The sequence below is a fragment of the Polaribacter butkevichii genome, from assembly GCF_038024105.1.
Classification (GTDB): Bacteria; Bacteroidota; Bacteroidia; order Flavobacteriales; family Flavobacteriaceae; genus Polaribacter; species Polaribacter butkevichii.
This window is the reverse complement of the sequence record NZ_CP150661.1, coordinates 3784688-3810656: the sequence shown is the minus strand read 5'-3', so window position 1 is coordinate 3810656 and position 25969 is coordinate 3784688. Positions and strand designations below refer to the sequence as shown.

Below are 25969 nucleotides of genomic sequence, written 5' to 3'. Positions count from 1 at the left end.
GATACAAATTGTATCGGCTTTTAAAATATATTAGAAATGTAAATGATTATTTACCTTCTTCCATTTTTTTCTTTAATGCTGCAAGACCACCAATATCTCCTAAGGTAGTTTTTTCTGCTTCTGCTGCTTTCTTAACGGCAACTTTTACATTTCTTTTCTCTTGCTCTTTAAATAAAGATGTATGAGAAACAACAACTCTTCTGTATTCTTTAGAGAATTCTAAAACTACAAATTCGATTTTGTCTCCTTTTTCTAATTTAGAACCATCTTCTTTTTCTAAGAATCTTGTAGGTGCAAATCCTTCTACTCCATCAGCAAAAGTTACAACTGCTCCTTTATCATTCTTTTCTTTGATTGTTCCTTCATGTTTAGAACCGATTGCATACGTAGCTTCATGAGCATCCCAAGGGTTATCTTGTGTTTGCTTATGACCTAAGTTTAACTTTCTGTTCTCTACATCTAATTCTAATACTTGTACTTCTAGTTTATCACCAACAGTTACAAAATCAGATGGATGTTTCACTTTCTTAGTCCAAGATAAGTCTGAGATATAAACTAAACCATCAATACCTTCTTCTAACTCAACAAAAACACCAAAGTTTGTGTAATTTCTTACAGTACCTGTGTGCGTTGAACCAACTGGGTATTTAGTAGTAATATCTGTCCAAGGATCTGGGTGTAATTGTTTGATCCCTAAAGACATTTTACGGTCTTCACGATCTAAAGTTAAAATTTGAGCTTCAACTTTATCTCCAACTTTCACGAAATCTTGTGCAGAACGTAAGTGAGTTGACCAAGACATTTCAGAAACGTGAATTAACCCTTCTACTCCTTGTTCTACTTCTACAAACGCACCATAATCAGCTAAAACAACAACTTCACCAGTTACTTTATCACCAACTTTTAATTCGTTGTTTAAAGCTTCCCAAGGATGAGCAGATAATTGTTTTAATCCTAATTGAATTCTAGATTTGTTATCATCAAAGTCTAAAATTACAACGTTTAATTTTTGATCTAATTCTACAACCTCATTTGGATGATTGATTCTAGACCAAGATAAATCAGTAATATGTACTAATCCGTCTACACCACCTAAATCAACAAAGACACCATAAGAAGTAATGTTTTTAACAATACCTTCTAATACTTGTCCTTTTTCTAATTGACCAATAATTTCTTTTTTCTGTAATTCAATATCAGCTTCAATAAGAGCTTTATGAGATACAACAACGTTTTTAAATTCGTGGTTGATTTTCACAACTTTGAATTCCATAGTTTTCTCTACATATTGATCGTAATCTCTAATTGGCTTAACGTCAATTTGAGATCCTGGTAAAAATGCTTCGATTCCGAAAACATCTACAATCATACCACCTCTAGTTCTACATTTAACAAAACCGTTAACTACTTCACCAGTTTCATGAGCATTGTTAACACGTTCCCATGCTTTAATAACTCTTGCTTTTTTGTGAGATAATACTAATTGACCAGAAGAATCTTCTCTTTTATCAACTAATACTTCTACTTTATCTCCAACAGCTAAACCTTGGTTGTAACGAAATTCGTTTAAAGAAATAACTCCTTCAGATTTAGAGTTGATATCGATGATTGCATCTCTATCAGTAATTCTGATTACAGTTCCTTCAATTACGTCACGTTCGTTTACAAAACCTACAGTTCCTTCTAACGCTTTTTCAAATGCTTGTAATTTTTCTTCATCAACTGCTTCAATACCTTGTTCGTACTTGTGCCAGTTAAAATCAGCTAAAAATTGTTTTGGATCTACAGCAGGAGTTGCTGTTTCTTGTACATCAGCAGCAACAACTTGCGCTTCAGTGTTTTTTGTTTCTTCAGACATGTGTCTAAAATAATTTTGTATCTTATTGTTTACCAGATTTTAACGATAAAAACGCAAAGAGTTGTTTTTATAAATTGTTTTATACTTTTCCTTTTATAAATCTGTTATCGTAAAAAGGAGTGCAAATTTACAAAATTGTTTTGATTATTAAGCAATTAGAATTAATTTATTATTCCTTTTATTCTTGATATACAAAAAACTACCTTTGCACTCTTAAAACCGTTATGGGTAGATTTTAATGAAGATGGATAAAAATACAAAAGATTTAGTAAATAAAGGAATAATGCTTCCGTTAATGGAAGAGTTTTATACCATACAAGGTGAAGGTGCACACACAGGTACAGCCGCTTATTTTATAAGAGTTGGCGGTTGCGATGTGGGTTGCCATTGGTGCGATGTTAAAGAAAGTTGGAATGCTGAATTGCACCCACCAACACTAGCCGATACCATTGTAAATAACGTTAAAAAACACGCCAACACCGTTGTTATTACGGGTGGTGAGCCTTTAATGTGGTCTATGGATTATATTACAGAATCGTTACAAAAAAACAACATTAGAACACATATAGAAACTTCAGGAGCTTATTCTTTTTCTGGAAAATGGAACTGGTTTTGTCTTTCTCCCAAGAAAACAAAAATGCCTTTGGCAGAGTGTTACCCAGAAGCAGATGAGTTAAAAATGATTATTCACAATACCTCAGATTTTGCTTTTGCAGAACAAGAAGCGGCAAAAGTGGGTCCTAAATGTCAACTTTATTTACAACCAGAATGGAGTAAAAAAGAAAAAATGACCGCTTTAATTGTAGATTATGTCATGAAAAATCCAAAATGGAAAATTTCTTTACAAACACATAAATATCTGAATATTCCATAATATTCAGATATTTTATATTTTTTAGAAGCTATTTCCTGCTTTCCACTATATCTTTTTATAGAGGTCACTACAAAATTCAATTTCTTGTAAACCGTGTCAACTTCATTATTAAAAGTTACTTAAGTTTTTACAAAACTATAAAAAGGATGCCGTTTCAATCAGGGCTAAGTGTATCTGTAAACTTATTAGCTAAACAGAAAGTTTGGCATCTACTAAGGCACAAATTCTTTCAAATTGTTCTGTTATTCCCATATCAGAATTATCAAATTCAATAGCATCATTCGCTTTCAATAATGGAGAATCTTCTCTTGTAGAATCTATTCTATCACGTTCCTCCACATTAAAAAGAATATCTTTAAAATCTACTTTATCCCCTCTATCAATCAATTCTTTATAACGTCTAGTAGCTCTTTTATCAGCAGAAGCCGTCATAAATAATTTCAATTCAGCACCCGGAAAAACAACCGTTCCAATATCTCTACCGTCCATCACTATTCCACTATCTTCCCCCATTAATTGTTGTTCTGCAACTAACTTTTTTCTTACTGCAGAAATGGCTGAAACTTTACTAACTAATTGAGAAATTTCTAAAGTTCTAATCTCTTTTTCTACATTTAAACCATTTAAAAACATTTCTGCAAAACCTAACTTCTCATTAAATTGAAAAGTAAGCGATATCTCATTTAAACTAGAAACAAGGTTTTCTTTATCTAAAAAACTTTTACCAACAAAATTATTTTGTTTTGCAAATAAAGTAACAGCTCTGTACATTGCACCAGTATCAACATAAATATAATTGTACTTTTTAGCCAATAATTTAGCGATTGTACTTTTTCCTGTCGATGAAAATCCATCAATTGCAATAATAATTTTTTTACTCATATTTATCTTCTCCTATCTAAATCTATTAATAAACTAAAAGTACTTGCATTTGTTGCCGAATGAATTTTAGAATAGGCATAATTAAATTTTAATTTATTCATTTTAATTCCAAAGCCAAAAGAAAAACCACTAAACGTTCTTGCATTCTGTAGTTTTAATTCAGCTGCCCTTCTAAAATTATATCCCAATCTTAAATTGATTGCACTTTCAGGAAACAACTCTCCACCAATCACCAAATGTCTAAAAGTATTGGCAATAAAACCCACTTTTTTTTCAGTAACATTGCCTTCTAAATCTGTTGTTTGTTCAGAAGGGTTAGGTACAGATACATCCCATTGTTGTAAATTATCAATAGTTGCATACCATTTTAACGGAACATGTTCTAATTTATAAGAACCACCTAAAGCAATTTTAAATGGTAATTTTTCTTTTACTCCATTGTAGGTTTGTATTTGAGTACCAATATTTCTAGCCACCAAAGTAATTGCAAAAGGTTTGTAAGGACTATTATATAAAATGGCTAAATCTGTAGCAGCACCAGTAGATGTATAATTTTCAATATTAGAATTAATCACTCTAACATTAGCACCAATAAAAAAATTAGAATAAGGAATATTTATAGCATACCCTAAAGAAACAGCAATATCATTAGCTCCAAAATTCCCCGTTTCATTACCTTGCTCATCAGCACCAATTAAAGAACCATAATCAATATATTTAATACTACCGTGTATGGTTCCAAACCTCCTAGAAATTGTTTTAGCATAAGCCAAAGATCCAATATTTATTCCAGCTAAATAACTCGTATAATTTACAGAAACTTTATTGTCAATATCTCCACCAATAACAGAAGGGTTCCATATAGGTTGATTCACATCATCCATCAATACCAACACTTCCCCACCTAAAGCTACTTGTCTAGCAGAAGTAGAAACATTTAAAAATTGATACACTTTCTCTCCTCCAACTTGCCCACTAATAGCACAAAAAGAAAATAAAAAAGTAAAAAATAAGATGTTTTTATAATTCATTAAAAAATAAATAACGACTGCTAAATAAATAACGAAAATAAACTATATTATTACAATTACCTTACACAAATATGATAAAATTACAACAATGTCTTTAAATTTATTGTATAAAAAAACCTCAATTCGTTAAGAATTGAGGTTTAAAGATACGGACATTAGTCCGTATTAAAGAAAGGCGGCGACCTACTCTCCCACATAAATGCAGTACCATCGGCGCGATTGGGCTTAACTTCTCTGTTCGAGATGGGAAGAGGTGAGCCCCAATGCTATAACCACCCTAAGATTTTAGTTCTAAGTTTAAAGTTCCAAGTTTTAAAGTTTTTCAACTCATAACTCAACACTTATAACTCATAACTCTTTAGCTTTTGCTAAAGTATAAGTTAACATATGGTAAAATAATATCTAAATCGTCTTATAAATAAAGAGTCTGTGCTCCCGCCTTTCGGCGGGAAGCGTACATAAGTCTATGGGTTATTAGTATCACTTGGCTATGACATTACTGCCTTTACACCTATGACCTATCAACGTTGTAATCTCCAACGACCCTTTAAAGAAATCTCATCTTGTGGTGGGTTTCGCGCTTATATGCTTTCAGCGCTTATCCCTTCCCGACGTAGCTACCCTGCTATGCTTCTGGCGAAACAACAGGTACACTAGAGGTCAGTCCAACTCGGTCCTCTCGTACTAGAGTCAGATCCACGCAAATTTCTAACGCCCACAGCAGATAGAGACCGAACTGTCTCACGACGTTCTGAACCCAGCTCGCGTGCCACTTTAATGGGCGAACAGCCCAACCCTTGGGACCTTCTCCAGCCCCAGGATGTGACGAGCCGACATCGAGGTGCCAAACCCCCCCGTCGATATGAGCTCTTGGGGGAGATCAGCCTGTTATCCCCGGAGTACCTTTTATCCTTTGAGCGATGGCCCTTCCATGCGGAACCACCGGATCACTATGCTCTTGTTTCCAACCTGATCGACCTGTATGTCTCTCAGTCAAGCACCCTTATGCCATTGCACTCTACGTACGGTTACCAAGCGTACTGAGGGTACCTTTAGAAGCCTCCGTTACTCTTTTGGAGGCGACCACCCCAGTCAAACTACCCACCAAGCACTGTCCTCATCTCTGAGTTAGACTCTAGATAAGCAAAGGGTGGTATTTCAAGGACGACTCCACAACGCCTAGCGACGCCGCTTCAATGTCTCCCACCTATCCTACACATTACTTATCCAAAGCCAATACTAAGCTATAGTAAAGGTTCACGGGGTCTTTTCGTCCCGCTGCGGGTAATCGGCATCTTCACCGATACTACAATTTCACCGAGCTCATGGCTGAGACAGTGTCCAGATCGTTGCACCATTCGTGCAGGTCGGAACTTACCCGACAAGGAATTTCGCTACCTTAGGACCGTTATAGTTACGGCCGCCGTTTACTGGGGCTTCATTTCAGATCTTCGCCGAAGCTAAACCCTCCACTTAACCTTCCAGCACCGGGCAGGTGTCAGGCCTTATACATCATCTTTCAATTTAGCAAAGCCCTGTGTTTTTGATAAACAGTCGCCTGGACCTTTTCACTGCGGCCCTGTATTGCTACAGGGCGACCCTTCTCCCGAAGTTACGGGTCTATTTTGCCTAGTTCCTTAGCCATGAATCTCTCGAGCACCTTAGAATTCTCATCCCAACTACCTGTGTCGGTTTACGGTACGGGTTCTTATAATCTGAAGCTTAGAGGTTTTTCTTGGAAGCCCTTAGGCACACTATCCAATTGTCCGAAGACGCTTGGTACTATCACACTTCACCTAATTCTGCGGATTTACCTACAAAACTAATAGCTACATGTTTCAACGAACTATTCCGTCAGTTCGCGGTGCTTTCATTACTCCGTCACCCCATCGCAATTATAAGAAGTACAGGAATATTAACCTGTTATCCATCGACTACTCCCTTCGGATTCGCCTTAGGACCCGACTAACCCTCAGCTGATTAGCATCGCTGAGGAAACCTTAGTCTTTCGGTGTGGGGGTTTCTCGCCCCCATTATCGTTACTTATGCCTACATTTTCTTTTGTAACCAGTCCAGCATGCCTCACAGCACACCTTCTACCCAGGTTACAATGCTCCCCTACCACTAACGTGTCTTTCAACGTTAATCCATAGCTTCGGTAATATGTTTATGCCCGATTATTATCCATGCGAAATCGCTCGACTAGTGAGCTGTTACGCACTCTTTAAATGAATGGCTGCTTCCAAGCCAACATCCTAGCTGTCTAAGCAATTTCACCTCGTTTTTTCAACTTAACATATATTTGGGGACCTTAGCTGATGGTCTGGGTTCTTTCCCTCTCGGACATGGACCTTAGCACCCATGCCCTCACTGCTGAGAAACATTTTATAGCATTCGGAGTTTGTCAGGAATTGGTAGGCGGTGAAGCCCCCGCATCCAATCAGTAGCTCTACCTCTATAAAACTTTTACTCAACGCTGCACCTAAATGCATTTCGGGGAGTACGAGCTATTTCCGAGTTTGATTGGCCTTTCACCCCTACCCACAGGTCATCCAAAGACTTTTCAACGTCAACTGGTTCGGTCCTCCACTGTGTGTTACCACAGCTTCAACCTGCCCATGGGTAGATCACTCGGTTTCGCGTCTACTACTACTAACTAAAGCGCCCTATTCAGACTCGCTTTCGCTACGGCTCCTTGACTTAATCAATTAACCTTGCTAGAAACAGTAACTCGTAGGCTCATTATGCAAAAGGCACGCCGTCACAACTCGAAGTTGCTCCGACCGCTTGTAGGCGTACGGTTTCAGGTTCTATTTCACTCCCTTACTTAGGGTTCTTTTCACCTTTCCCTCACGGTACTAGTTCACTATCGGTCTCTCAGGAGTATTTAGCCTTACCGGATGGTCCCGGTGGATTCATACAGGATTACTCGTGTCCCGCACTACTCAGGGTACCACTATCTTAAATTTGCTTACTTTTACGGGACTATCACCCTCTATGGTCTGTCTTTCCAAACAGTTCTAATTCACTTATCTTCGAATATCGTGGCCCTACAACCCCAAAATTGCCGTAACAACTTTGGTTTGGGCTAATCCGCGTTCGCTCGCCACTACTAACGGAATCACTATTGTTTTCTCTTCCTCCGGTTACTTAGATGTTTCAGTTCACCGGGTTTACCCCACTTACGTGGTGACATGTCTTCAACATGACGGGTTGCCCCATTCGGATATCTACGGATCAAAAGGTATGTGCCCCTCCCCGTAGCTTTTCGCAGCTTATCACGTCCTTCGTCGTCTCTGAGAGCCTAGGCATCCGCCATACGCCCTTACTTAACTTATTGTACTTTTTGCTGTAGAATTGCTTCTACAATGAACTCTTTTATATTTTTATAAAAAAATTTTTGATTAGATAAATCTAATCGTTCTCTATCTATTTGATTCTTACGATATCATTTTACCAATATGTCAATGAACTTTCTTTCAATTAAACAATTATCAGTTAACAATTATCAATACAAAATTGATCAATGTTAAACGGTCATTGTTAATTGACCTGGTGGAGAATATCGGAGTCGAACCGATGACCTCTTGCGTGCAAGGCAAGCGCTCTAGCCAGCTGAGCTAATCCCCCATTATGAAATTCAGAATAAATCCTAAATTATGAATGTAGAATCCTCTTACTTCCAGAATTTCCTTAGTATTTTAGTTATTTGTAGTCCCGGGCAGACTCGAACTGCCGACCTCTACATTATCAGTGTAGCGCTCTAACCAGCTGAGCTACGAGACTAGAATAGCTTAATACTTTTTTATTTTAAAATTAACAGCAAAGAGTAAAAAAAACCTTTTTTTGTAACTCACCATCTTTCTCTAGAAAGGAGGTGTTCCAGCCGCACCTTCCGGTACGGCTACCTTGTTACGACTTAGCCCTAGTTACCAGTTTTACCCTAGGCGGCTCCTTGCGGTGACCGACTTCAGGCACTCCCAGCTTCCATGGCTTGACGGGCGGTGTGTACAAGGCCCGGGAACGTATTCACCGGATCATGGCTGATATCCGATTACTAGCGATTCCAGCTTCACGGAGTCGAGTTGCAGACTCCGATCCGAACTGTGATATGGTTTATAGATTCGCTCTCTGTTGCCAGATGGCTGCTCATTGTCCATACCATTGTAGCACGTGTGTGGCCCAGGACGTAAGGGCCGTGATGATTTGACGTCATCCCCACCTTCCTCACTACTTGCGTAGGCAGTCTCGTTAGAGTCCCCATCATAACATGCTGGCAACTAACGACAGGGGTTGCGCTCGTTATAGGACTTAACCTGACACCTCACGGCACGAGCTGACGACAACCATGCAGCACCTTGTAATCTGTCCGAAGAAAACTCTATCTCTAAAGCTGTCAGACTACATTTAAGCCCTGGTAAGGTTCCTCGCGTATCATCGAATTAAACCACATGCTCCACCGCTTGTGCGGGCCCCCGTCAATTCCTTTGAGTTTCAGTCTTGCGACCGTACTCCCCAGGTGGGATACTTATCACTTTCGCTTAGTCACTGAGCTAATGCCCAACAACTAGTATCCATCGTTTACGGCGTGGACTACCAGGGTATCTAATCCTGTTCGCTCCCCACGCTTTCGTCCCTCAGCGTCAGTACATACGTAGTAGACTGCCTTCGCAATCGGTATTCTGTGTAATATCTATGCATTTCACCGCTACACTACACATTCTATCTACTTCCATATGACTCAAGTCAACCAGTATCAAAGGCAGTTCCATAGTTGAGCTATGGGATTTCACCTCTGACTTAATCGACCGCCTGCGGACCCTTTAAACCCAATGATTCCGGATAACGCTCGGACCCTCCGTATTACCGCGGCTGCTGGCACGGAGTTAGCCGGTCCTTATTCTTACAGTACCGTCAAGCTGGTATACATACCAGTGTTTCTTCCTGTATAAAAGCAGTTTACAACCCATAGGGCAGTCTTCCTGCACGCGGCATGGCTGGGTCAGAGTTGCCTCCATTGCCCAATATTCCTCACTGCTGCCTCCCGTAGGAGTCTGGTCCGTGTCTCAGTACCAGTGTGGGGGATCTCCCTCTCAGGACCCCTACCTATCACAGTCATGGTAAGCCGTTACCTTACCATCTAACTAATAGGACGCATAGCCATCTTTTACCAATAAATCTTTAATTAATTAATCATGCGATTAATCAATACTATGGAGCATTAATCTTCATTTCTAAAGGCTATTCTCCAGTAAAAGGTAGGTTCTATACGCGTTACGCACCCGTGCGCCGGTCGTCATCTGTGCAAGCACAATGTTACCCCTCGACTTGCATGTGTTAAGCCTGCCGCTAGCGTTCATCCTGAGCCAGGATCAAACTCTTCATTGTATATTTTAAATATTTTAATGAATAAGTTTCAAAAGAATTTTACATTAATCTAATAATGTGGTTATTCTACTCTTTAATTACGCTGTCAATTTCAATATTTTCAATGAACTGTGCCGAGTCGGCACCGACAAGTCATAAAACTCAATCTTTACCTTTAACTCAACTTTGTAGAAATGTTAGAATCGAACTAACTAATCGTTTTAATGATTATTCCAAATTTTCTCTGATCGTTTTGCTGTATTTCTTAGCGGCTGCAAACATACAAACTATTTCTAATCTGACAATAAAAAAATAAACTTTTTTTTATTTTATTTTACCTGTAAAAAAACACTGAACTTTTTGCCGAAATTTTCGGACTGCAAACATACAACGTTTTTTACAAACCAACCTAATAAAAATTAAAGTTTTTTTTGATAAAATTTTTGCAAATTTACCGGTTTAACTCCTTAATTTTCACTCGATTTACAAACTCTCAATGAACGTGACTAACAAACTAATATTGCTGTTAGCGGCTGCAAACTTACAACACATTTTTAATCTAACAACTATTTTTTAACCCTTTTTTTTTGTTTATTTTACATACTTCTCCTAATTATTTTGTTTCTAGTAAGTTACATGAAATATTTTTTTGGTTATTTTTTTAAGGTTATTGGGTTTTATCTGGGTTTTGGGGATGACAACTACTTTTTACAACATAAGAACATTAAAAAAAGGAAAGAGTGTCAGCTGATTTTTTTGTCTAAATAGGTTTCTTGTTCTCTAATTTTAGATAAAACGACTACTACTCTCGTCAACTTTATCTTTGAAATAGCTTCACCTAGTTACTTGGATTTGTTTTTTTGCTTTTAAATAAAGCCTGTAAATGATTGTTTTTTAATTTTAATACAACGAAAATCGTGAAAAAGGTCTCTTATAGATGAAGTAGAAACTTTGTAAACAGAATTAAATCTAAAAATAAACGGATTACTTGAAAGCTTCGATTTGCTCAGAAGCTTAATTTATTAGAAGAAAGGGATTGCTTCGTGCTTCGCAATGACGTTTTTTTATATGAAGAACAAATGGGGTGGCTATTTGTTGAAATTGTTCTTTGTAGGCTTGTTTTCTTCTTGCTAATTACAATTACAGGCTTTGTGTTAGGGATTGAAACGGCATCCTTTTTGCTTTTCGCAAAAAGATATAGTGGAAAGCCCGACCTTTTTTATTCTATAAGTTTATTTGAATTAAAAAAGTGTACCTATATATAAACCCAACTTTTTTAATATCTCAACGAAAAAAGGGAACACCCAAAAGGGAAATTTATACGGATACTTTTTAAAATTACGTATTTAATTGCTTTTAAGAATTGAACAAAATGCTAAAACAAGTTTAGCATGATAAATGTTATACTTTTAGATACCCTTCTTCTACTCTATATTACTGAAACTGATTTTAAGTAGGCATTTCGAACATATTTAAATGTTTTTTTAAAATTCCTGATGGTGTATTTTTGGTTTCATCAAAGATTCTAGTATCTCCAAATAATATAAAACTATCTCTAGCTCTTGAAACTGCCACATTTAACATATTTGGTTTATTGTCTCTATCGAAAAACAATACACCTTCGTCCTCATTACTATATACAGAGCTAAACAGTACAATATTGCGTTCTGCGCCTTGAAGTGCGTGTACGGTTCCTAATTTTATGTCGTTTACTTTAAAACCAGACTCTATTAATGCTTTAGACAATTCTGTTTTTTGACTTGCAAAAGGTGTAATTATACCTAAAATATTTTCTATAGCATCTACATTATAAGCTTTTTCGATATCGGCTTTATGCATGTTTAGCCATAAAATAATGGCTTTTACTTCATTTAAGTTATGACGACTGTTAAATTTACGTTCGCTATAGCCCTCTACATGATAAGCCATCATTGAAGAAAATATTTGATCTTTATGGGCTTTTCCTTTCATTGGTTTTAGAATACCATCGTAAGCGAGTTCGTTACAAAAGCCAATAATTTCATCATTACACCTTCTGTGCTCTAACAACAGTAAGCCATTTTCTTTTTTGGTGACTAATGGTGTTTCGTATTCGCAGGCATTTTGAGCCATTTTCATGATACTACCACTAGAAGCTAAAAAACCAATGTTATTTAAATAAGCAATATGAGATGGATCTGCAACTATATTTTGATTGGTTAAATTACCATAATCGATTTTTAAAGGAATAGACCAAATAGGTTCTATTTGCTTTAAATCTCCCACAACAATTGCTTTTTTTGCTAATGAAAAGATAGGAATACTAACTTCTGGAGTTACTTGACCCGCTTCATCTATAATTAATAAGTCTAAAAAATTAAATAAAGGAAGGTATTCGAAAATAGGTCTGCCTTCTTCATTTTCTCCTTGAAACTGACTGTACAAAAAGTGTGTAGGTGCTGTATATAAGGTTGCCACAAAACAAGGTGTAAGCATTGCTCTTCGTTTCCATTTAGCAATAACTGTATTTTCTCCGGTTCCTTTTTCTGTTTCGTTTACTAAAACATCTTCTGTTTCTAAAATCCACCTTGCCTCCCAATAATGAGTTGCTAATAAAAAAGCCTTGTGTCTTAGGCTTAAATCTATTTCATCATAAAAGAAACGGTGCGTTTTATCATTCGATTCCATTTTTTCATACTCAAACTCCCACATTTGTTCTTCTGAAACAAAAGGATATCCTGTAATATCATTTTGACGTTTCCAGTTGTGTAGTTTTAAGTTTGATGACAATGCCAAATTAAGATCGGCAATACAATTTTTGATAAATACAAGCGCCGTTTTATCACTGGAAAGTGTTTCTTTATTAATTCTAAAAAGGTGTTCTGAATTTGAGCTACCCTCTTCTGAATCGGCTTTAAAATAACGTTTTATTTCACTAATAAATTGATCGTCTTTAGCAAGTGCTTTTATATCGACTATAATATCTCTCCATTCTTGTAATTTTGAGATTTGAATTACATTTTTTTTTATGTGATTGTTCTTATCTAGCAATAAATTATTTACCTTTTCTATAGAAATTAAGTAGTTCTGAGAAATTTGCCCCCCTTCTATTATGTTGTCTTCTATTACCGTAATTTCTTCTTGAAGGTGGTTGCAGGCATCTTCTAAGGATTCTGGATGAAACCCAAAATAATCTGAATAACTACTAAAATAGAAGTTTTTGGCATCATATAAATAATTTTCGTTTTCTAAATCACACAAAGTACCTTCATTACCAAACATGTTTCCTTTTAGGTAATTAATATTTTTTAAGCTTTTTTCACTTTTTGAATTGGAAGGTAAGTAGGTTGCGTAACCATTAAAACCAGGAATCCAGCGTTGTGCTAAAATCCCCATATCACTTTTAGAGTTTATAAAACTATCTATAATATTGGTTACCGCTTGGTTGTTTGTAGAGCATGCTAAAATAACAGGCGCTTCTTCTCCTTTAATAGCCGCTCTTACCACTTCTGTAGCCACTAAACTTTGCAATAATGTTGTTTTACCTGTACCTGGAGGTCCGTTTACTGCTGTAATGGCATTTTCTTCTGCCGTAAAATAAGACAATAAGGTTTTACGCTGACTTATTGATAATGGAAACTCATTAGACATTTGCCCTAAATGCAAATGATTGTAATCTAAAAAGCCTTTATCTGTAATCGGTTCTCTTCGTTCTCTATTTACGGGATTTATAATTTTTGAAATTAACGGAAGCTCTTCTGTTTCATTTATTAAGTTTTCGTACAAAAAGAGAATGCTTTTTGCTGCCGAAATTTTAGAGCTCCTTGCAAAATAAGTGGCTTTATGATTTGTCTTATACCCTACTGCTCTATAACTATCTATAGCTCCGTCTGTAATTTCAGAAAAAACCACATTGATATATTCCCAGTAAGCTGCCCAAGGGATGTTCTCTTCTTCCTCTTCTTTTTCTGGCTGTTCTATTTCTCTTGCTTCTGTAACTGTTTCTATTGATGAAAAAATAAAATCGTTTCCAACTTCTGCAATAGGATCTAAATAATTACGGACAATTAACGGAAAAACATCTCTTGGAGCAGATAATTGCCCTAAGCGATTTACTCTTGCAGTAATCCAAAATGGATAGATGGTTTTTTGCCTAAAATTAGGGTCACTCGATTCAAAATCTAACTGAAAAGGCGCAATGATAATTTCGGCATCAAATACTTTGTGGTAATTGTCACTGTCTTTTTTTGTGATTCCTTTTAACCTATTTATCCTTTTTTCTTCTACATCTAACATTTCGGCAGCATTCTTTGGATTGATGGTTGCCGAACTTAAATCGCAATAGTTTTGATGGAATAAGTTTTTGATTCTAGAAATGTCTACAGCTAAGTTTTCACTATCAGTTAAACTGTTTTTGTAATAATTTAACCAGTTTTTTACGTTGCTCATGTATTTTTTAGAATTCGTAGTTAATGGGTTGAAAAAATGGTGTGCGAATATATACTTTTAGATGTGTATTCTTATTGAATTAGATGCTATTGTTCTATAAAAAAAGATATGTTAATTGCTAATTACTGAAAGTTAAGTTGTTAGTCTTCTTTAAATTTATTAACAAATTATAGCTTGTTTTAAATAGTTTCTAAAAACAAAAAACCTTCACATTTCTGTGAAGGTTTAAGTGAGCCCTGAAGGATTCGAACCTTCGACCGCCTCCTTAGAAGGGAGGTGCTCTATCCAGCTGAGCTAAGAGCCCGTAATTTTTAAGTTGTTACGACCAACTGTGTCGGGGTGGCAGGATTCGAACCTGCGACCTCCTCGTCCCAAACGAGGCGCGATGACCGGGCTACGCTACACCCCGAGTGCAATTTCTTAGCGGAGAGACAGGGACTCGAACCCTGGCGACCCTAAGGTCGACAGATTAGCAATCTGCTGCATTACCACTCTGCCATCTCTCCTTTCGGAAACAGACTTAAAGCCTGTACTGAAATTGCGAGTGCAAATTTAAGACTAGAAAAAGGATTATACAAGACTTTTTTGATTTTTTTTTAAATATTTTTTTTATTCAGGATATTCAACTCGTAAATGATAGATATTCATCAGTTTTTTCTTAATTACTTTTTTTATAATTTCTATTTCTCTAAAGGTAATATCTGAATTTAAAAACTGATTATCAGCCATTTGCTTAGCCATGATTTTATCAATCAAATTACTAATAGACATTGCTGTTGGTTTTGTTAAACTTTTAGACGCAGCTTCGGAGGCATCACACATCATTAGAATAGCAGTTTCTTTAGAAAACGGAATTGGACCTTGGTATTGAAAATTTTTAATATCTACCTCTGCATCCGGGTTTAATTCTTTTTCCTTCATATAAAAATAATAGGTAGAACTGGTTCCGTGATGCGTTCGTATAAAATCTATAATTCTATCTGGTAAATTGTACTTTTTAGCCAACTCTACTCCTTTTATTACATGATCTGTAATAATTTTAGAGCTATCCCTTGGCGACAAATCATTGTGTGGATTAACACCTGTAGATTGATTTTCTGTAAAATACATTGGGTTTAACATTTTACCAATATCATGATACAAAGCTCCTGTTCTAACCAACATAGAATTGGCTCCTATTTCATTTGCTGCGGCTTCTGCTAAATTTGCTACCTGCATAGAGTGTTGAAACGTACCTGGGGCTTTCTCGTTTAATTCTCTTAAAAGCTTTGCATTAGTGTTAGAAAGTTCTAACAGGGTAACATCAGACACCAAACCAAATACTTTTTCATACATATAAATTAATATGATAGATAAAAAAGACAATAACCCATTTGCCGCAAAAAGCATAAAGTAGGTCCAATTTATCTGAGAAGCATTTCCTTCTCTAATAATAGAAAATGCAAAGTAGGTAAGCATATAAATTAATGTAATTTGAGCTACTGAAATAAATAAATTTGCTCTCTTATATAATTCTGAAACCGTTAAAATAGTTACAATACCTGCAATAATGTGTAAATAAATAAACTCGAAACTATTAGGTACAATATATCCTAATAGCAATACGGTTAAAACATGGGCAAACAAACCTAAACGAGCATCAAAAAAGGCTTTTAAAACTATTGGAAGTACACTTAAAGGAACCACATATAAATAATCTGAATTGTACTTTATAACCAATGTTTGTATAAAAATCATTGAAAATACATTGAAAAAGATAAAGGTAACCTTGTTATTGTTATCAAATATTTCTAATCTATACTTATGTAAAAACAATAATAACATTAATAAAGCCAGTGCAACTAAAATAGTATATCCTAAAATAATCCAATTATAATTAGAATCTGTCCAAACCTTAGATTCAGACTCACTTTTTAAAGAGTTTAAAATAGCCAGTTTTTTTCCTTCAACAATATCTCCTTTTAAAATAATTAACTTACCTACCTCTACCTTACCTTTAGTATAAGAGATATTTTTAATCTCATTGTCTATTACTTTTTCGCTGTAAAGGGCGTCAAAAGATACGTTCGGTTTTATGATTTCCGTCAACAAGTCTAACAGCACCTTTTTAGCATAAACATTTTTTTCTATCTCTAAATTACTTCTAATTATCTCTAAAACTTCTTTAGAACTTAAAAGGTTTTTAAATACTACATCTTCTACTTCGTTTCCTTTTCTTACGGCTACTATTTCATTTTTATTAGAAACCCTATCTTGACTTGACACTTCTAAAAAACCTTTCTTGTAAACAAGATCTATAACTTTTTGACCAATTCTAGACAAATCTTTAACATCTTCTAGATTCAAAGAATCTGATTGTTTTACAAGGGCAACCCTTTCTAAAAAATTAGATTTTACTGTATTTTCAACATCAAAATTATGCGTAAAATATAATTTTGAGTTTGCCGAAATCTCCTTTTTTTCTATGGCAATTTCTTCTGCAGTTTTCTGAATAGCAAAATCAAAAGGCGCATATAAATTATCATATTTCCATAGCTGCCCGTTGTTAAAATCGTATTTAAATTGTCCTCCTTTTGGAAACAAATAAACAATTGCAACTGTGGTTACTAAAAACAAAATTACCTTATAAATAATGGCATTGTTTTGGTACAATTTATTAACTATATTACTCATAGATTCTATCTTCTTACAACAAACTTACCATAAAAAAGTCAAGCTCAAAAATTCAAGTAGAATAATAAAACTTAAATTGATTAAAAATAGTTAATTTAGCACACAAATCTTACTTAAAATAAACACTCTATTTATGAAAGAAGTCGTAATTGTATCTGTAGCAAGAACTCCAATAGGAAGTTTTATGGGAAGTTTATCAACAATACCAGCCCCTAAATTAGGAGCTATTGCTATAAAAGGAGCCTTAGAAAAGATCAATTTAAACCCCAATTTAGTTGAAGAAGTTTTTATGGGTAATGTAGTTTCTGCTGGCCTGGGTCAAGCTCCAGCAAGACAAGCATCCATTTATGCAGGTATCCCAAATACAGTTCCTTGTACAACCGTAAATAAAGTATGTGCTTCTGGTATGAAAGCCATAATGTTAGCTGCACAAACCATTGCTTTAGGAGATGCATCTATCGTTGTTGCTGGTGGTATGGAAAACATGAGCAGCATTCCTCATTATCAACACGCTAGAAAAGGATCTAAATTTGGACCAATAACCATGGAAGATGGCTTGCAAAAAGATGGTTTGGTTGATGCTTATGACAATATGGCGATGGGCGTTTGTGCTGATGAATGTGCAAGTGAGTATGGTTTTTCTAGAGAAGATCAAGACACTTTTGCAATACAGTCTTATAATAGATCTGCTAAGGCTTGGAGTGATGGAAAATATGCTGATGAAATTGTACCTGTAGAAATTCCACAAAGACGAGGAGAACCAATTATATTTTCTGAAGATGAAGAATACAAAAATGTAAGAATGGATAAAATTCCAACATTAAGGGCAGCTTTTACAAAAGACGGAACTGTTACCGCCGCAAATGCTTCTACTATTAACGATGGTGGTGCTGCCTTAGTATTAATGTCTGCAGATAAAGCAAAAGAATTAAACATTACGCCTATTGCAAAAATTAGAAGTTATGCAGATGCTGCTCATGAACCAAACTGGTTTACAACGGCTCCAGCAAAAGCAATACCAAAAGCATTAGCAAAAGCAAACTTATCTATTGATGATGTAGATTATTTTGAATTAAATGAGGCATTTTCTATTGTAGGTTTGGCTAATATGAAAATTTTAAACATTACTGATGACAAAGTAAATGTAAATGGTGGCGCTGTTTCTTTAGGACATCCACTAGGTGTTTCTGGAGCACGAATTGTAATTGCTTTAACCTCTATTTTAAAACAACAAAATGCTAAAATAGGAGCAGCAGCAATTTGTAATGGTGGTGGCGGTGCTAGTGCATTTGTTATAGAAAGAATTTCGTAGAAAAAATAACTTAGAACTTATAATTCAAAACTCATAACTTGTTATACGGCATTTGTAATTTAAGCATGGTTCCTTTAAGAACCGAAGAATCAGACCAATCTGAAATGACTAGTCAGGTTTTATTTGGTGAAACTTTTGAGGTTATTGAAAGGCAAAAAGATTGGAGTAAAATTCGCTTAACTTTTGATAACTACGAAGGTTACATAGATAATAAACAATACTCAGAAATTAGTACAGATTTCTTTTTAAAATTAAAAACTGAAAAGCAATATTTTTCAGGAGAAATGATTGATTTTATTACCAACAGTAAAAACGAGTTAACCACCATTCCGTTAGGTGCCAACTTACCTTTTTACAATGCAGGAAAACTGCAAATAAACTCAGAATTATATCTCTACGAAGGCAGTGTTGTATCAGAAAAAAAATCTAAAATTGAAATTACGCAGACTGCTTTTAATTATTTAAACACACCATTTTTATGGGGAGGAAAAACCCCTTTTGGCATTGATTGTTCTGGCTTTACACAAATGGTATATAAACTTTGCGGACATCAACTTTTAAGAGATGCAAAGCAACAAGCCACCCAAGGTGAAGTATTAAGTTTTATTGAAGAAAGTGAAGCTGGTGATTTGGCTTTTTTTGATAATGAAGAAGGAGAAATTATTCATGTAGGTATCATTTTAAGTGATTATCACATTATACACGCTCATGGTAAAGTTAGAATTGATACTTTAGATCATAGCGGAATATTTAATGCTGAACTTCAAAAACATACACACAAACTTAGAATTATTAAAAAAATGATTTCGTAAGTTAAAAAATTAGACATAAAAAAAACCGAAACTAAAAATTAGTTTCGGTTTTTTTATTAAAAAAGTCTTAATTATTGACCTCTCATTTCTTTATAAATTGGTCTTAAAGCATCTGCTTCAGAAGTCATTTCTAAAGTATCATAAATATTTAAAAGTGTACTTACAGTTCCCTCTGTTCTACCAAGCTCATCTGCTTTTACAATATAAGGTAATGCATCTTTACAGATTTCTTTTAATGTACCTTCTAATTCTGTATATTTTTTATCATTCGATAAATTTTCATTCATCTCATTAATAACAGCAATTCTTTTATTTAAAACAGTAACCCCTAAGTTTAAATAAGCATCTCCATATTCAGGATCTAATTCTATTGCTTTTTTATAAAAACCAATAGCTTCTTCAATTTTATCTTCACCAGCATTTACAACACCTAAATTAAAAAACAAAGTAGGATTTGTAGGATCTAATTTTACAGCTTCTTCCATTAGGGCTCCAAATTTATCCATTTGCTCTAGCTTAATGTACATTTGAGCTTGATTTAATAATAAATTGATATCTTTTGGATTCGCTTTTCTAGCTTCCTCTAAAGCAGCAACAGCTAATTCTGGTTTTCCTTGGTTTACATATATATAACCAATATTTTTAATAATTTCTGCTTGTTTAGATTCAGTAACTTTTTCACTAGGGTTTGTATATTTACCAAACTTAACCATTGCATCTCTATTTGCTTTGGTTCCCATGTTTTCTTCTTTACCTGTTTCTTTATTTACAGCAGTATACTGAGTTGCAATACCCGTATATTTAATATCTTGTAATTCTTTATAATATTTTAAAGCACCATCGTAGTCTTTACCTAAAGAAGAACTTAAAGCTGCATTATATAAAAAAGAAGTATCTGTAGGACTTAATTTATACGTTAAATAAAAATTCTTTGTAGCTTTATTGTAATCTTTTCCATTATAAGAATCAATTGCTTTTTTAGATACAAATTGTATTAATTCATTTAATTTAGGTTGTGCTTCTTTTGTATATTTTTGCTTTCCTATTTCTTTCTCATAAGAAATTAACTTATTGTATGCAGCCGCTGCTTTTTCTACGTTAGATTTTCCGTACGCAGATCCTTTTAAAAAGAAATATTTTGCTTTGTACTTTGCATCCATTGAGTCTTCTGCGCCTTCTAAACCAGCTAATGCTGCTTTTGCTTCTTTAAACGCCCCTTTTTTAATTGCCTTTTCGGCAGCTTTAAGTTCATTCTTCTGCGCAAAAGATGCTATTGATAAAAAGCCAACTGTTAACGCTAATATTTGATTTCTCATTTTACTAATTATTAATTTATTGTTATTCTTGATTTTCATTTGAATCATTTTCAATTTCCGTGCCACTTTCTGTTTTTCCTTCTATATCATTTACTTCTCCCTCTTCTTCTACTTCTTCATCATGAGCTACTTTTGCTACGGCAGCAATGCTATCTGAATCTTTAATATTTATTAAACGAACTCCTTGTGTTGCACGTCCCATAACTCTTAAATCTTCTACAGCCATTCTAATAGTAAGACCTGATTTATTAATAATCATTAAATCATTAGAATCATCTACATTTTTAATAGCTACTAAATTTCCTGTTTTTTCAGAAATATTTAAAGTTTTTACACCTTTACCTCCACGATTAGTAACACGATAATCTTCTAATTTAGAACGTTTACCATATCCTTTTTCAGATACAACAAGAATATTACTTTCCATGTCATTTACAGCAACCATACCAATTACTTCATCATTTTCATGTTGTAAAGTTATTCCTCTTACACCAGAAGCAGTTCTTCCCATTGGACGAGTTTTTGCTTCTTCGAAACGAATAGATTTACCTGATGCTAAAGCTAACATTACTTGACTGTCTCCTGTAGTTAATTTTGCTTCTAGCAATTCATCTCCGTCCTTAATAGTAATAGCATTAATACCATTAGTTCTTGGTCTAGAATATTGTTCTAAAGAAGTCTTTTTAACTTGACCTTTTTTAGTTGCCATAATTACGTAATGGCTATTAATATAGTCTTCGTCTTTTAAGTCTTGTGTTACTAAGAATGCTTTTACTTTATCGTCTTGTTCTATGTTGATTAAGTTTTGCATTGCTCTACCCTTGGTGTTTTTACCACCTTCAGGAATTTCATAGACACGCATCCAAAATACTTTACCTTTTTGAGTAAAGAACATCATATATTGATGGTTTGTACCAACAAATAAATGCTCTAAGAAATCTTCATTTCTTGTTGTAGCTCCTTTTTGCCCTCTACCTCCTCTATTTTGAACTTTATATTCTTCTAGATTTGTACGTTTTAAATACCCTGCATTAGAAATTGTTACCACAACTTTTGTATTAGGTATCATATCTTCTATACGCATATCTCCACCAGCATATTCTATTACAGATCTACGCTCATCACCATACTTATCTTTTATGTGTAATAACTCATCTTTAATAATTTGGTAACGTCTAGGCTCGTTTGCTAAAATGTCTTTTAAATCAGTTATTGTTAACATAATTTCATCGAACTCTGCACGTAATTTATCTTGTTCTAGTCCTGTTAACTGACGCAAACGCATTTCTACAATTGCTTTTGCTTGAATTTCTGTTAATTCAAAACGCTCAATTAAAGCTTCTCTAGCTTCATCTGCATTATTAGAAGCTCTAATAATTTTTATAACTTCATCAATATTATCAGAAGCAATTATTAGTCCTTCTAAAATATGAGCTCTTGCTTCTGCTTTTTTAAGTAAAAATTCTGTTCTACGAACAACAACTTCATGTCTATGCTCTACGAAGTAATGAATTAATTCTTTTAAATTTAATTGCTCTGGTCTTCCTTTTACTAATGCAATATTATTTACACTAAAAGAAGTTTGTAATTGTGTGTATTTAAATAATTTATTTAAAATGATATTAGGTATTGCATCACGTTTTAATACATATACAATACGCATTCCGTTTCTATCAGATTCATCACGAATATTCGCAATTCCTTCTAATTTTTTATCATTTACAAGTTCGGCAGTTTTTTTAATCATTTCCGCCTTATTCACTTGGTAAGGGATTTCCGTAACAATAATGCACTCACGCCCCTTAACCTCTTCAATAACCGCTTTAGCACGCATTACAATACGTCCACGACCTGTATGAAACGCATCTCTTACACCATCGTAACCATAAATAATTCCTCCTGTAGGAAAATCTGGTGCGGTAATATGCTGCATCAATTCATCAATCTCAATATCTCTGTTATCTATATACGCAACAGTACCATTAATAACCTCTGTTAAATTGTGTGGCGCCATATTTGTTGCCATACCTACTGCAATCCCAGAAGCTCCATTTACCAATAAATTAGGGATACGAGTTGGCAATACGGTTGGCTCTTGCAACGTATCATCAAAGTTTAAACGATGATCTACCGTATCTTTTTCAATATCAGCTAACATATCTTCTGATATTTTCTGCATTCTAACCTCAGTATAACGCATTGCTGCAGGACTATCCCCATCTACAGAACCAAAATTCCCTTGGCCATCAACCATCATGTAACGTACACTCCAATCTTGCGCCATACGCACCATAGAATCATATACAGAAGTATCTCCGTGTGGGTGATACTTACCTAAAACTTCCCCAACAATTCTTGCCGACTTTTTATATGAACCTGTTGCTTTAATGCCCAACTCATGCATACCAAATAAAACCCTTCTATGAACTGGCTTTAAACCATCTCTTACATCTGGTAATGCTCTTGAAACAATAACCGACATCGAGTAATCGATGTACGCAGATTTCATCTGTTCTTCAATGTTAATCGGAATTAACTTTTCTCCGTCTGCCATAAATATATTTTGATTAATATTACTTCACTTTTTTAAAACAAGGCAAGATACTATTTTTCCTTGTCTCTACAAAGGTTTTAGCATTTGTAATTAAGTAGAGTTATCAACATTATTTAATAATTTTTAACATTATTTTATTTGCCTGATTTACAAGAGTTTTCTACTTTAGTATCATAGTCAAACTGTCAGTATTTTACCATTGGCACCTTTTTTGTAATTATCTATAAAAAAAAAGGACTAAATTTACAACACATCAATTATAGACAGAAAGAAATATGGACGATAATTTTTCACCAAAGGTCAGAGATGTAATTACTTTCAGTAAAGAAGAGGCGCTACGTTTAGGGCAAGAGTTTATTGGAACAGAACATCTTTTACTCGGATTAATAAGAGAAGGCGAAGGAAAAGCAATAGAAATACTAACAGCATTTAATGTTGATTTAATTTTGTTGCGCAAAAAATTAGAACAACTAAATCCTGCAAATCCTACTTTTTTAGAAAGTACAGGCAAGCCTAGTTTACGATTAACAAGACAAGCAGAAAAAGCTTTAAAAACAACTTTTTTAGAAGCAAAATTATATCAGAGCGAATCTATAGATACAGCACATTTATTACTTTGCATCTTAAGAAACGAAAATGACCCAACCACAAAGTTGATTCATAAATATCATGTGAATTATGAGGAAGCGAAAGCGCTTTACAAACAATTACATGTAGATGATTTAGAAGCAGATTTACCAATAAATCCTATTGCAGAAACTCCTTCTGATGATGAATACGCGTCAGAAAAATCAAATCCTTTTGATCAACCTCAAAAAGGAAAAACCGTAAAAAAATCGAAGACTCCGGTATTAGATAATTTTGGTAGAGATTTAACAGATTTAGCAGAAAAAGGAAAATTAGACCCGGTTGTTGGTAGACAAAAAGAAATTGAAAGAGTTTCTCAAATTTTAAGTCGTAGAAAGAAAAACAATCCAATGTTAATTGGAGAACCAGGTGTTGGTAAATCTGCCATAGCAGAAGGTTTGGCTTTGCGAATTATCGAAAGAAAAGTTTCGAGAATTTTATTTGACAAACGTATTGTTTCTTTAGATTTAGCAAGTTTAGTAGCTGGCACAAAATATCGTGGTCAGTTTGAAGAACGCATGAAAGCCTTAATGAATGAGTTAGAAAAAAATGATGATATCATTCTTTTTATTGATGAAATTCACACCATTGTTGGTGCTGGTGGCGCAACAGGTTCTTTAGATGCTTCTAACATGTTAAAACCCGCTTTAGCAAGAGGAGAAATACAATGTATTGGCGCAACTACGTTGGATGAATTTAGAACAAACATAGAAAAAGATGGTGCTCTAGAACGTCGTTTTCAAAAAGTAATTGTAGATCCAACTTCTGTTGATGAAACGATTCAGATTTTACAAAACATCAAAAACAAATACGAAGAACACCACCATGTAAATTACACAGATAACGCTATTGAAGCTTGTGTAAAATTAACCAATAGATACATGACAGATAGATACCTACCAGACAAAGCTATTGACGCTTTAGATGAAGCAGGTTCTAGAATTCATATTACAAACATTGTGGTTCCGCAACAGGTTTTAGAACTTGAATCTCAATTAGAAATTATTAGAGACCAAAAAACAAAAGCTGTAAACGGACAAAAATACGAGGAAGCTGCTAGGTTGCGTGATGATGAAAAAAACATGGAAGCTGCTTTAAATTCTGCCCAAAACCAATGGGAAGAAGACTCTAAATTAAATAGAGAAATTGTAACTGAAGATAATGTTGCCGAAGTAGTTTCTATGATGACAGGCATTCCTGTAAACAGAGTTGCAGAAGCAGAAACCAGCAGATTACACGAATTACCTGCCTTAATTAAAGGAAAAGTAATTGGACAAGATGACGCTGTTACCAAAGTTGTAAAAGCAATTCAGCGTAACAGAGTTGGGTTAAAAGACCCTAACAAACCAATTGGTTCTTTTATTTTCTTAGGACAAACAGGTGTTGGTAAAACACAATTGGCTAAAGTTTTAGCACGTGAGCTATTCGATTCTGATGATTCTTTAATTAGAATTGACATGAGTGAATACATGGAGAAATTTGCTATCTCTCGTTTAATAGGAGCGCCTCCGGGATATGTTGGCTATGAAGAAGGTGGTCAACTAACAGAAAAAGTTAGAAGAAAACCATATTCTGTTATCCTATTAGATGAAATAGAAAAAGCGCATCCAGATGTATTTAATATGTTGCTACAGATTTTAGATGATGGACATATTACAGATAGTTTAGGGCGTAAAATTGATTTTAGAAACACCATAATTATTATGACTTCTAATATTGGTGCACGACAATTAAAAGACTTTGGCGGCGGAGTTGGTTTTGGTACCTCTGCTAAAACAGCACAAGCAGATGAACATGCTAAATCTGTACTAGAAGGCGCTTTAAAGAAATCTTTTGCCCCGGAGTTTTTAAACAGAATTGATGATGTAATTATATTTAACGCTCTAGAAAGAAACGATATTCATGAAATTATAGATATTGAGCTAGATAAGTTATTACACAGAATCTCTGATTTAGGCTACACATTAAAACTAAGCGAAAAAGCAAAAGATTACATAGCAGACAAAGGTTTTGATAAAAAGTACGGTGCAAGACCACTTAAAAGAGCCATACAGAAATACATTGAAGACGCTTTGGCTGAAGAAATTGTAAACTCTAAACTCTACGAGGGAGACACCATAACAATGGATTTGGATGAGAAAGAAAACAAGCTCACCATTAAAATTGAAAAAGGCGAAAAGAAACCTGAAACAAGAACAGAAACAGAGTCTTAAAAACAGTAAAAATCCCAAACGC

At 34.7% G+C, this 25969-nt stretch carries 11 protein-coding genes, 5 tRNA genes and 3 rRNA genes; 4 read left to right on the top strand and 15 right to left on the bottom strand.

Going from position 1 to position 25969, the window contains the following annotated elements; genetic code table 11:
* Positions 1-46: 46 nt before the first annotated feature.
* Entirely contained in the window at positions 47-1858 is a 1812-nt protein-coding gene (gene rpsA / locus WG951_RS16105; RefSeq protein ID WP_105047956.1) for a 30S ribosomal protein S1, read from the bottom strand.
* 244 nt (positions 1859-2102) lie between these two features.
* Between rpsA and WG951_RS16100 the strand changes: the two genes are divergently transcribed.
* Complete coding sequence (locus tag WG951_RS16100; RefSeq protein ID WP_105047955.1) at positions 2103-2732, top strand: 7-carboxy-7-deazaguanine synthase QueE; 630 nt, start codon at positions 2103-2105, stop codon at positions 2730-2732.
* Positions 2733-2921: 189 nt separating this feature from the next.
* On the opposite strand, the gene cmk is transcribed toward WG951_RS16100, so the two are convergent.
* The 12 genes from cmk to WG951_RS16040 all read right to left on the bottom strand — a co-directional run bounded on the left by cmk (position 2922) and on the right by WG951_RS16040 (position 17113).
* A complete protein-coding gene (cmk, locus tag WG951_RS16095) occupies positions 2922-3614 on the bottom strand; it encodes a (d)CMP kinase (RefSeq protein WP_105047954.1) in 693 nt (230 codons plus the stop codon).
* A gap of 2 nt (positions 3615-3616) precedes the next feature.
* On the bottom strand, positions 3617-4645 hold the full coding sequence (gene porQ, locus WG951_RS16090) for a type IX secretion system protein PorQ (RefSeq protein WP_105047953.1): 1029 nt from the start codon (positions 4643-4645) through the stop codon (positions 3617-3619).
* Positions 4646-4815: 170 nt separating this feature from the next.
* Positions 4816-4925, bottom strand: a 5S ribosomal RNA gene (gene rrf / locus WG951_RS16085).
* Between the two features lie 174 nt (positions 4926-5099).
* A 23S ribosomal RNA gene (locus tag WG951_RS16080) occupies positions 5100-7985 on the bottom strand.
* 213 nt (positions 7986-8198) lie between these two features.
* Positions 8199-8275, bottom strand: a tRNA-Ala gene (locus tag WG951_RS16075).
* A gap of 82 nt (positions 8276-8357) precedes the next feature.
* Positions 8358-8431: transfer RNA gene (locus WG951_RS16070), tRNA-Ile, on the bottom strand.
* Between the two features lie 84 nt (positions 8432-8515).
* Positions 8516-10033, bottom strand: a 16S ribosomal RNA gene (locus tag WG951_RS16065).
* The 16S, 23S and 5S rRNA genes sit together here with 2 tRNA genes alongside, the layout of an rRNA operon.
* A gap of 1428 nt (positions 10034-11461) precedes the next feature.
* Positions 11462-14440: a DEAD/DEAH box helicase gene (locus tag WG951_RS16060; protein WP_105047952.1), complete on the bottom strand. Its 2979-nt coding sequence runs from the start codon at positions 14438-14440 to the stop codon at positions 11462-11464.
* Positions 14441-14670: 230 nt separating this feature from the next.
* A tRNA-Arg gene (locus tag WG951_RS16055) sits at positions 14671-14744 on the bottom strand.
* Between the two features lie 30 nt (positions 14745-14774).
* Positions 14775-14849: transfer RNA gene (locus tag WG951_RS16050), tRNA-Pro, on the bottom strand.
* A 15-nt stretch (positions 14850-14864) separates the two neighbouring features.
* A tRNA-Ser gene (locus tag WG951_RS16045) sits at positions 14865-14946 on the bottom strand.
* Positions 14947-15049: 103 nt separating this feature from the next.
* Complete coding sequence (locus WG951_RS16040; RefSeq protein ID WP_105047951.1) at positions 15050-17113, bottom strand: HD family phosphohydrolase; 2064 nt, start codon at positions 17111-17113, stop codon at positions 15050-15052.
* Positions 17114-17246: 133 nt separating this feature from the next.
* Here WG951_RS16040 and WG951_RS16035 point away from each other — a divergent pair, with 133 nt between their 5' ends.
* Complete coding sequence (locus WG951_RS16035) at positions 17247-18425, top strand: acetyl-CoA C-acyltransferase (RefSeq protein ID WP_105047950.1); 1179 nt, start codon at positions 17247-17249, stop codon at positions 18423-18425.
* Positions 18426-18463: 38 nt separating this feature from the next.
* Entirely contained in the window at positions 18464-19237 is a 774-nt protein-coding gene (locus WG951_RS16030; protein WP_105047949.1) for a C40 family peptidase, read from the top strand.
* Between the two features lie 71 nt (positions 19238-19308).
* Here the strand turns inward: WG951_RS16030 and WG951_RS16025 are convergent, their stop codons facing one another.
* Both WG951_RS16025 and gyrA read right to left on the bottom strand, forming a co-directional pair.
* Positions 19309-20592 carry a tetratricopeptide repeat protein gene (locus WG951_RS16025; RefSeq protein ID WP_245893466.1) on the bottom strand — a complete coding sequence of 428 codons (1284 nt, stop codon included), beginning with the start codon at positions 20590-20592 and terminating at the stop codon, positions 19309-19311.
* Positions 20576-23107: a DNA gyrase subunit A gene (gene gyrA / locus WG951_RS16020; RefSeq protein WP_105047948.1), complete on the bottom strand. Its 2532-nt coding sequence runs from the start codon at positions 23105-23107 to the stop codon at positions 20576-20578. The genes WG951_RS16025 and gyrA overlap by 17 nt, the downstream gene beginning before the upstream one ends.
* A gap of 275 nt (positions 23108-23382) precedes the next feature.
* Here gyrA and WG951_RS16015 point away from each other — a divergent pair, with 275 nt between their 5' ends.
* Entirely contained in the window at positions 23383-25947 is a 2565-nt protein-coding gene (locus tag WG951_RS16015; RefSeq protein ID WP_105047947.1) for an ATP-dependent Clp protease ATP-binding subunit, read from the top strand.
* Positions 25948-25969: the final 22 nt, after the last annotated feature.

Bases quoted from the DNA above. Each gene is read 5' to 3' on its own strand.
- WG951_RS16035 (WP_105047950.1), top strand. From the start codon at position 17,247: ATGAAAGAAGTCGTAATTGTATCTGTAGCAAGAACTCCAATAGGAAGT.
- WG951_RS16015 (WP_105047947.1), top strand. From the start codon at position 23,383: ATGGACGATAATTTTTCACCAAAGGTCAGAGATGTAATTACTTTCAGT.
- rpsA (WP_105047956.1), bottom strand. From the start codon at position 1,858: ATGTCTGAAGAAACAAAAAACACTGAAGCGCAAGTTGTTGCTGCTGAT.
- cmk (WP_105047954.1), bottom strand. From the start codon at position 3,614: ATGAGTAAAAAAATTATTATTGCAATTGATGGATTTTCATCGACAGGA.
- WG951_RS16100 (WP_105047955.1), top strand. From the start codon at position 2,103: ATGGATAAAAATACAAAAGATTTAGTAAATAAAGGAATAATGCTTCCG.
- WG951_RS16040 (WP_105047951.1), bottom strand. From the start codon at position 17,113: ATGAGTAATATAGTTAATAAATTGTACCAAAACAATGCCATTATTTAT.
- porQ (WP_105047953.1), bottom strand. From the start codon at position 4,645: ATGAATTATAAAAACATCTTATTTTTTACTTTTTTATTTTCTTTTTGT.
- WG951_RS16060 (WP_105047952.1), bottom strand. From the start codon at position 14,440: ATGAGCAACGTAAAAAACTGGTTAAATTATTACAAAAACAGTTTAACT.
- WG951_RS16025 (WP_245893466.1), bottom strand. From the start codon at position 20,592: ATGAAAATCAAGAATAACAATAAATTAATAATTAGTAAAATGAGAAAT.
- gyrA (WP_105047948.1), bottom strand. From the start codon at position 23,107: ATGGCAGACGGAGAAAAGTTAATTCCGATTAACATTGAAGAACAGATG.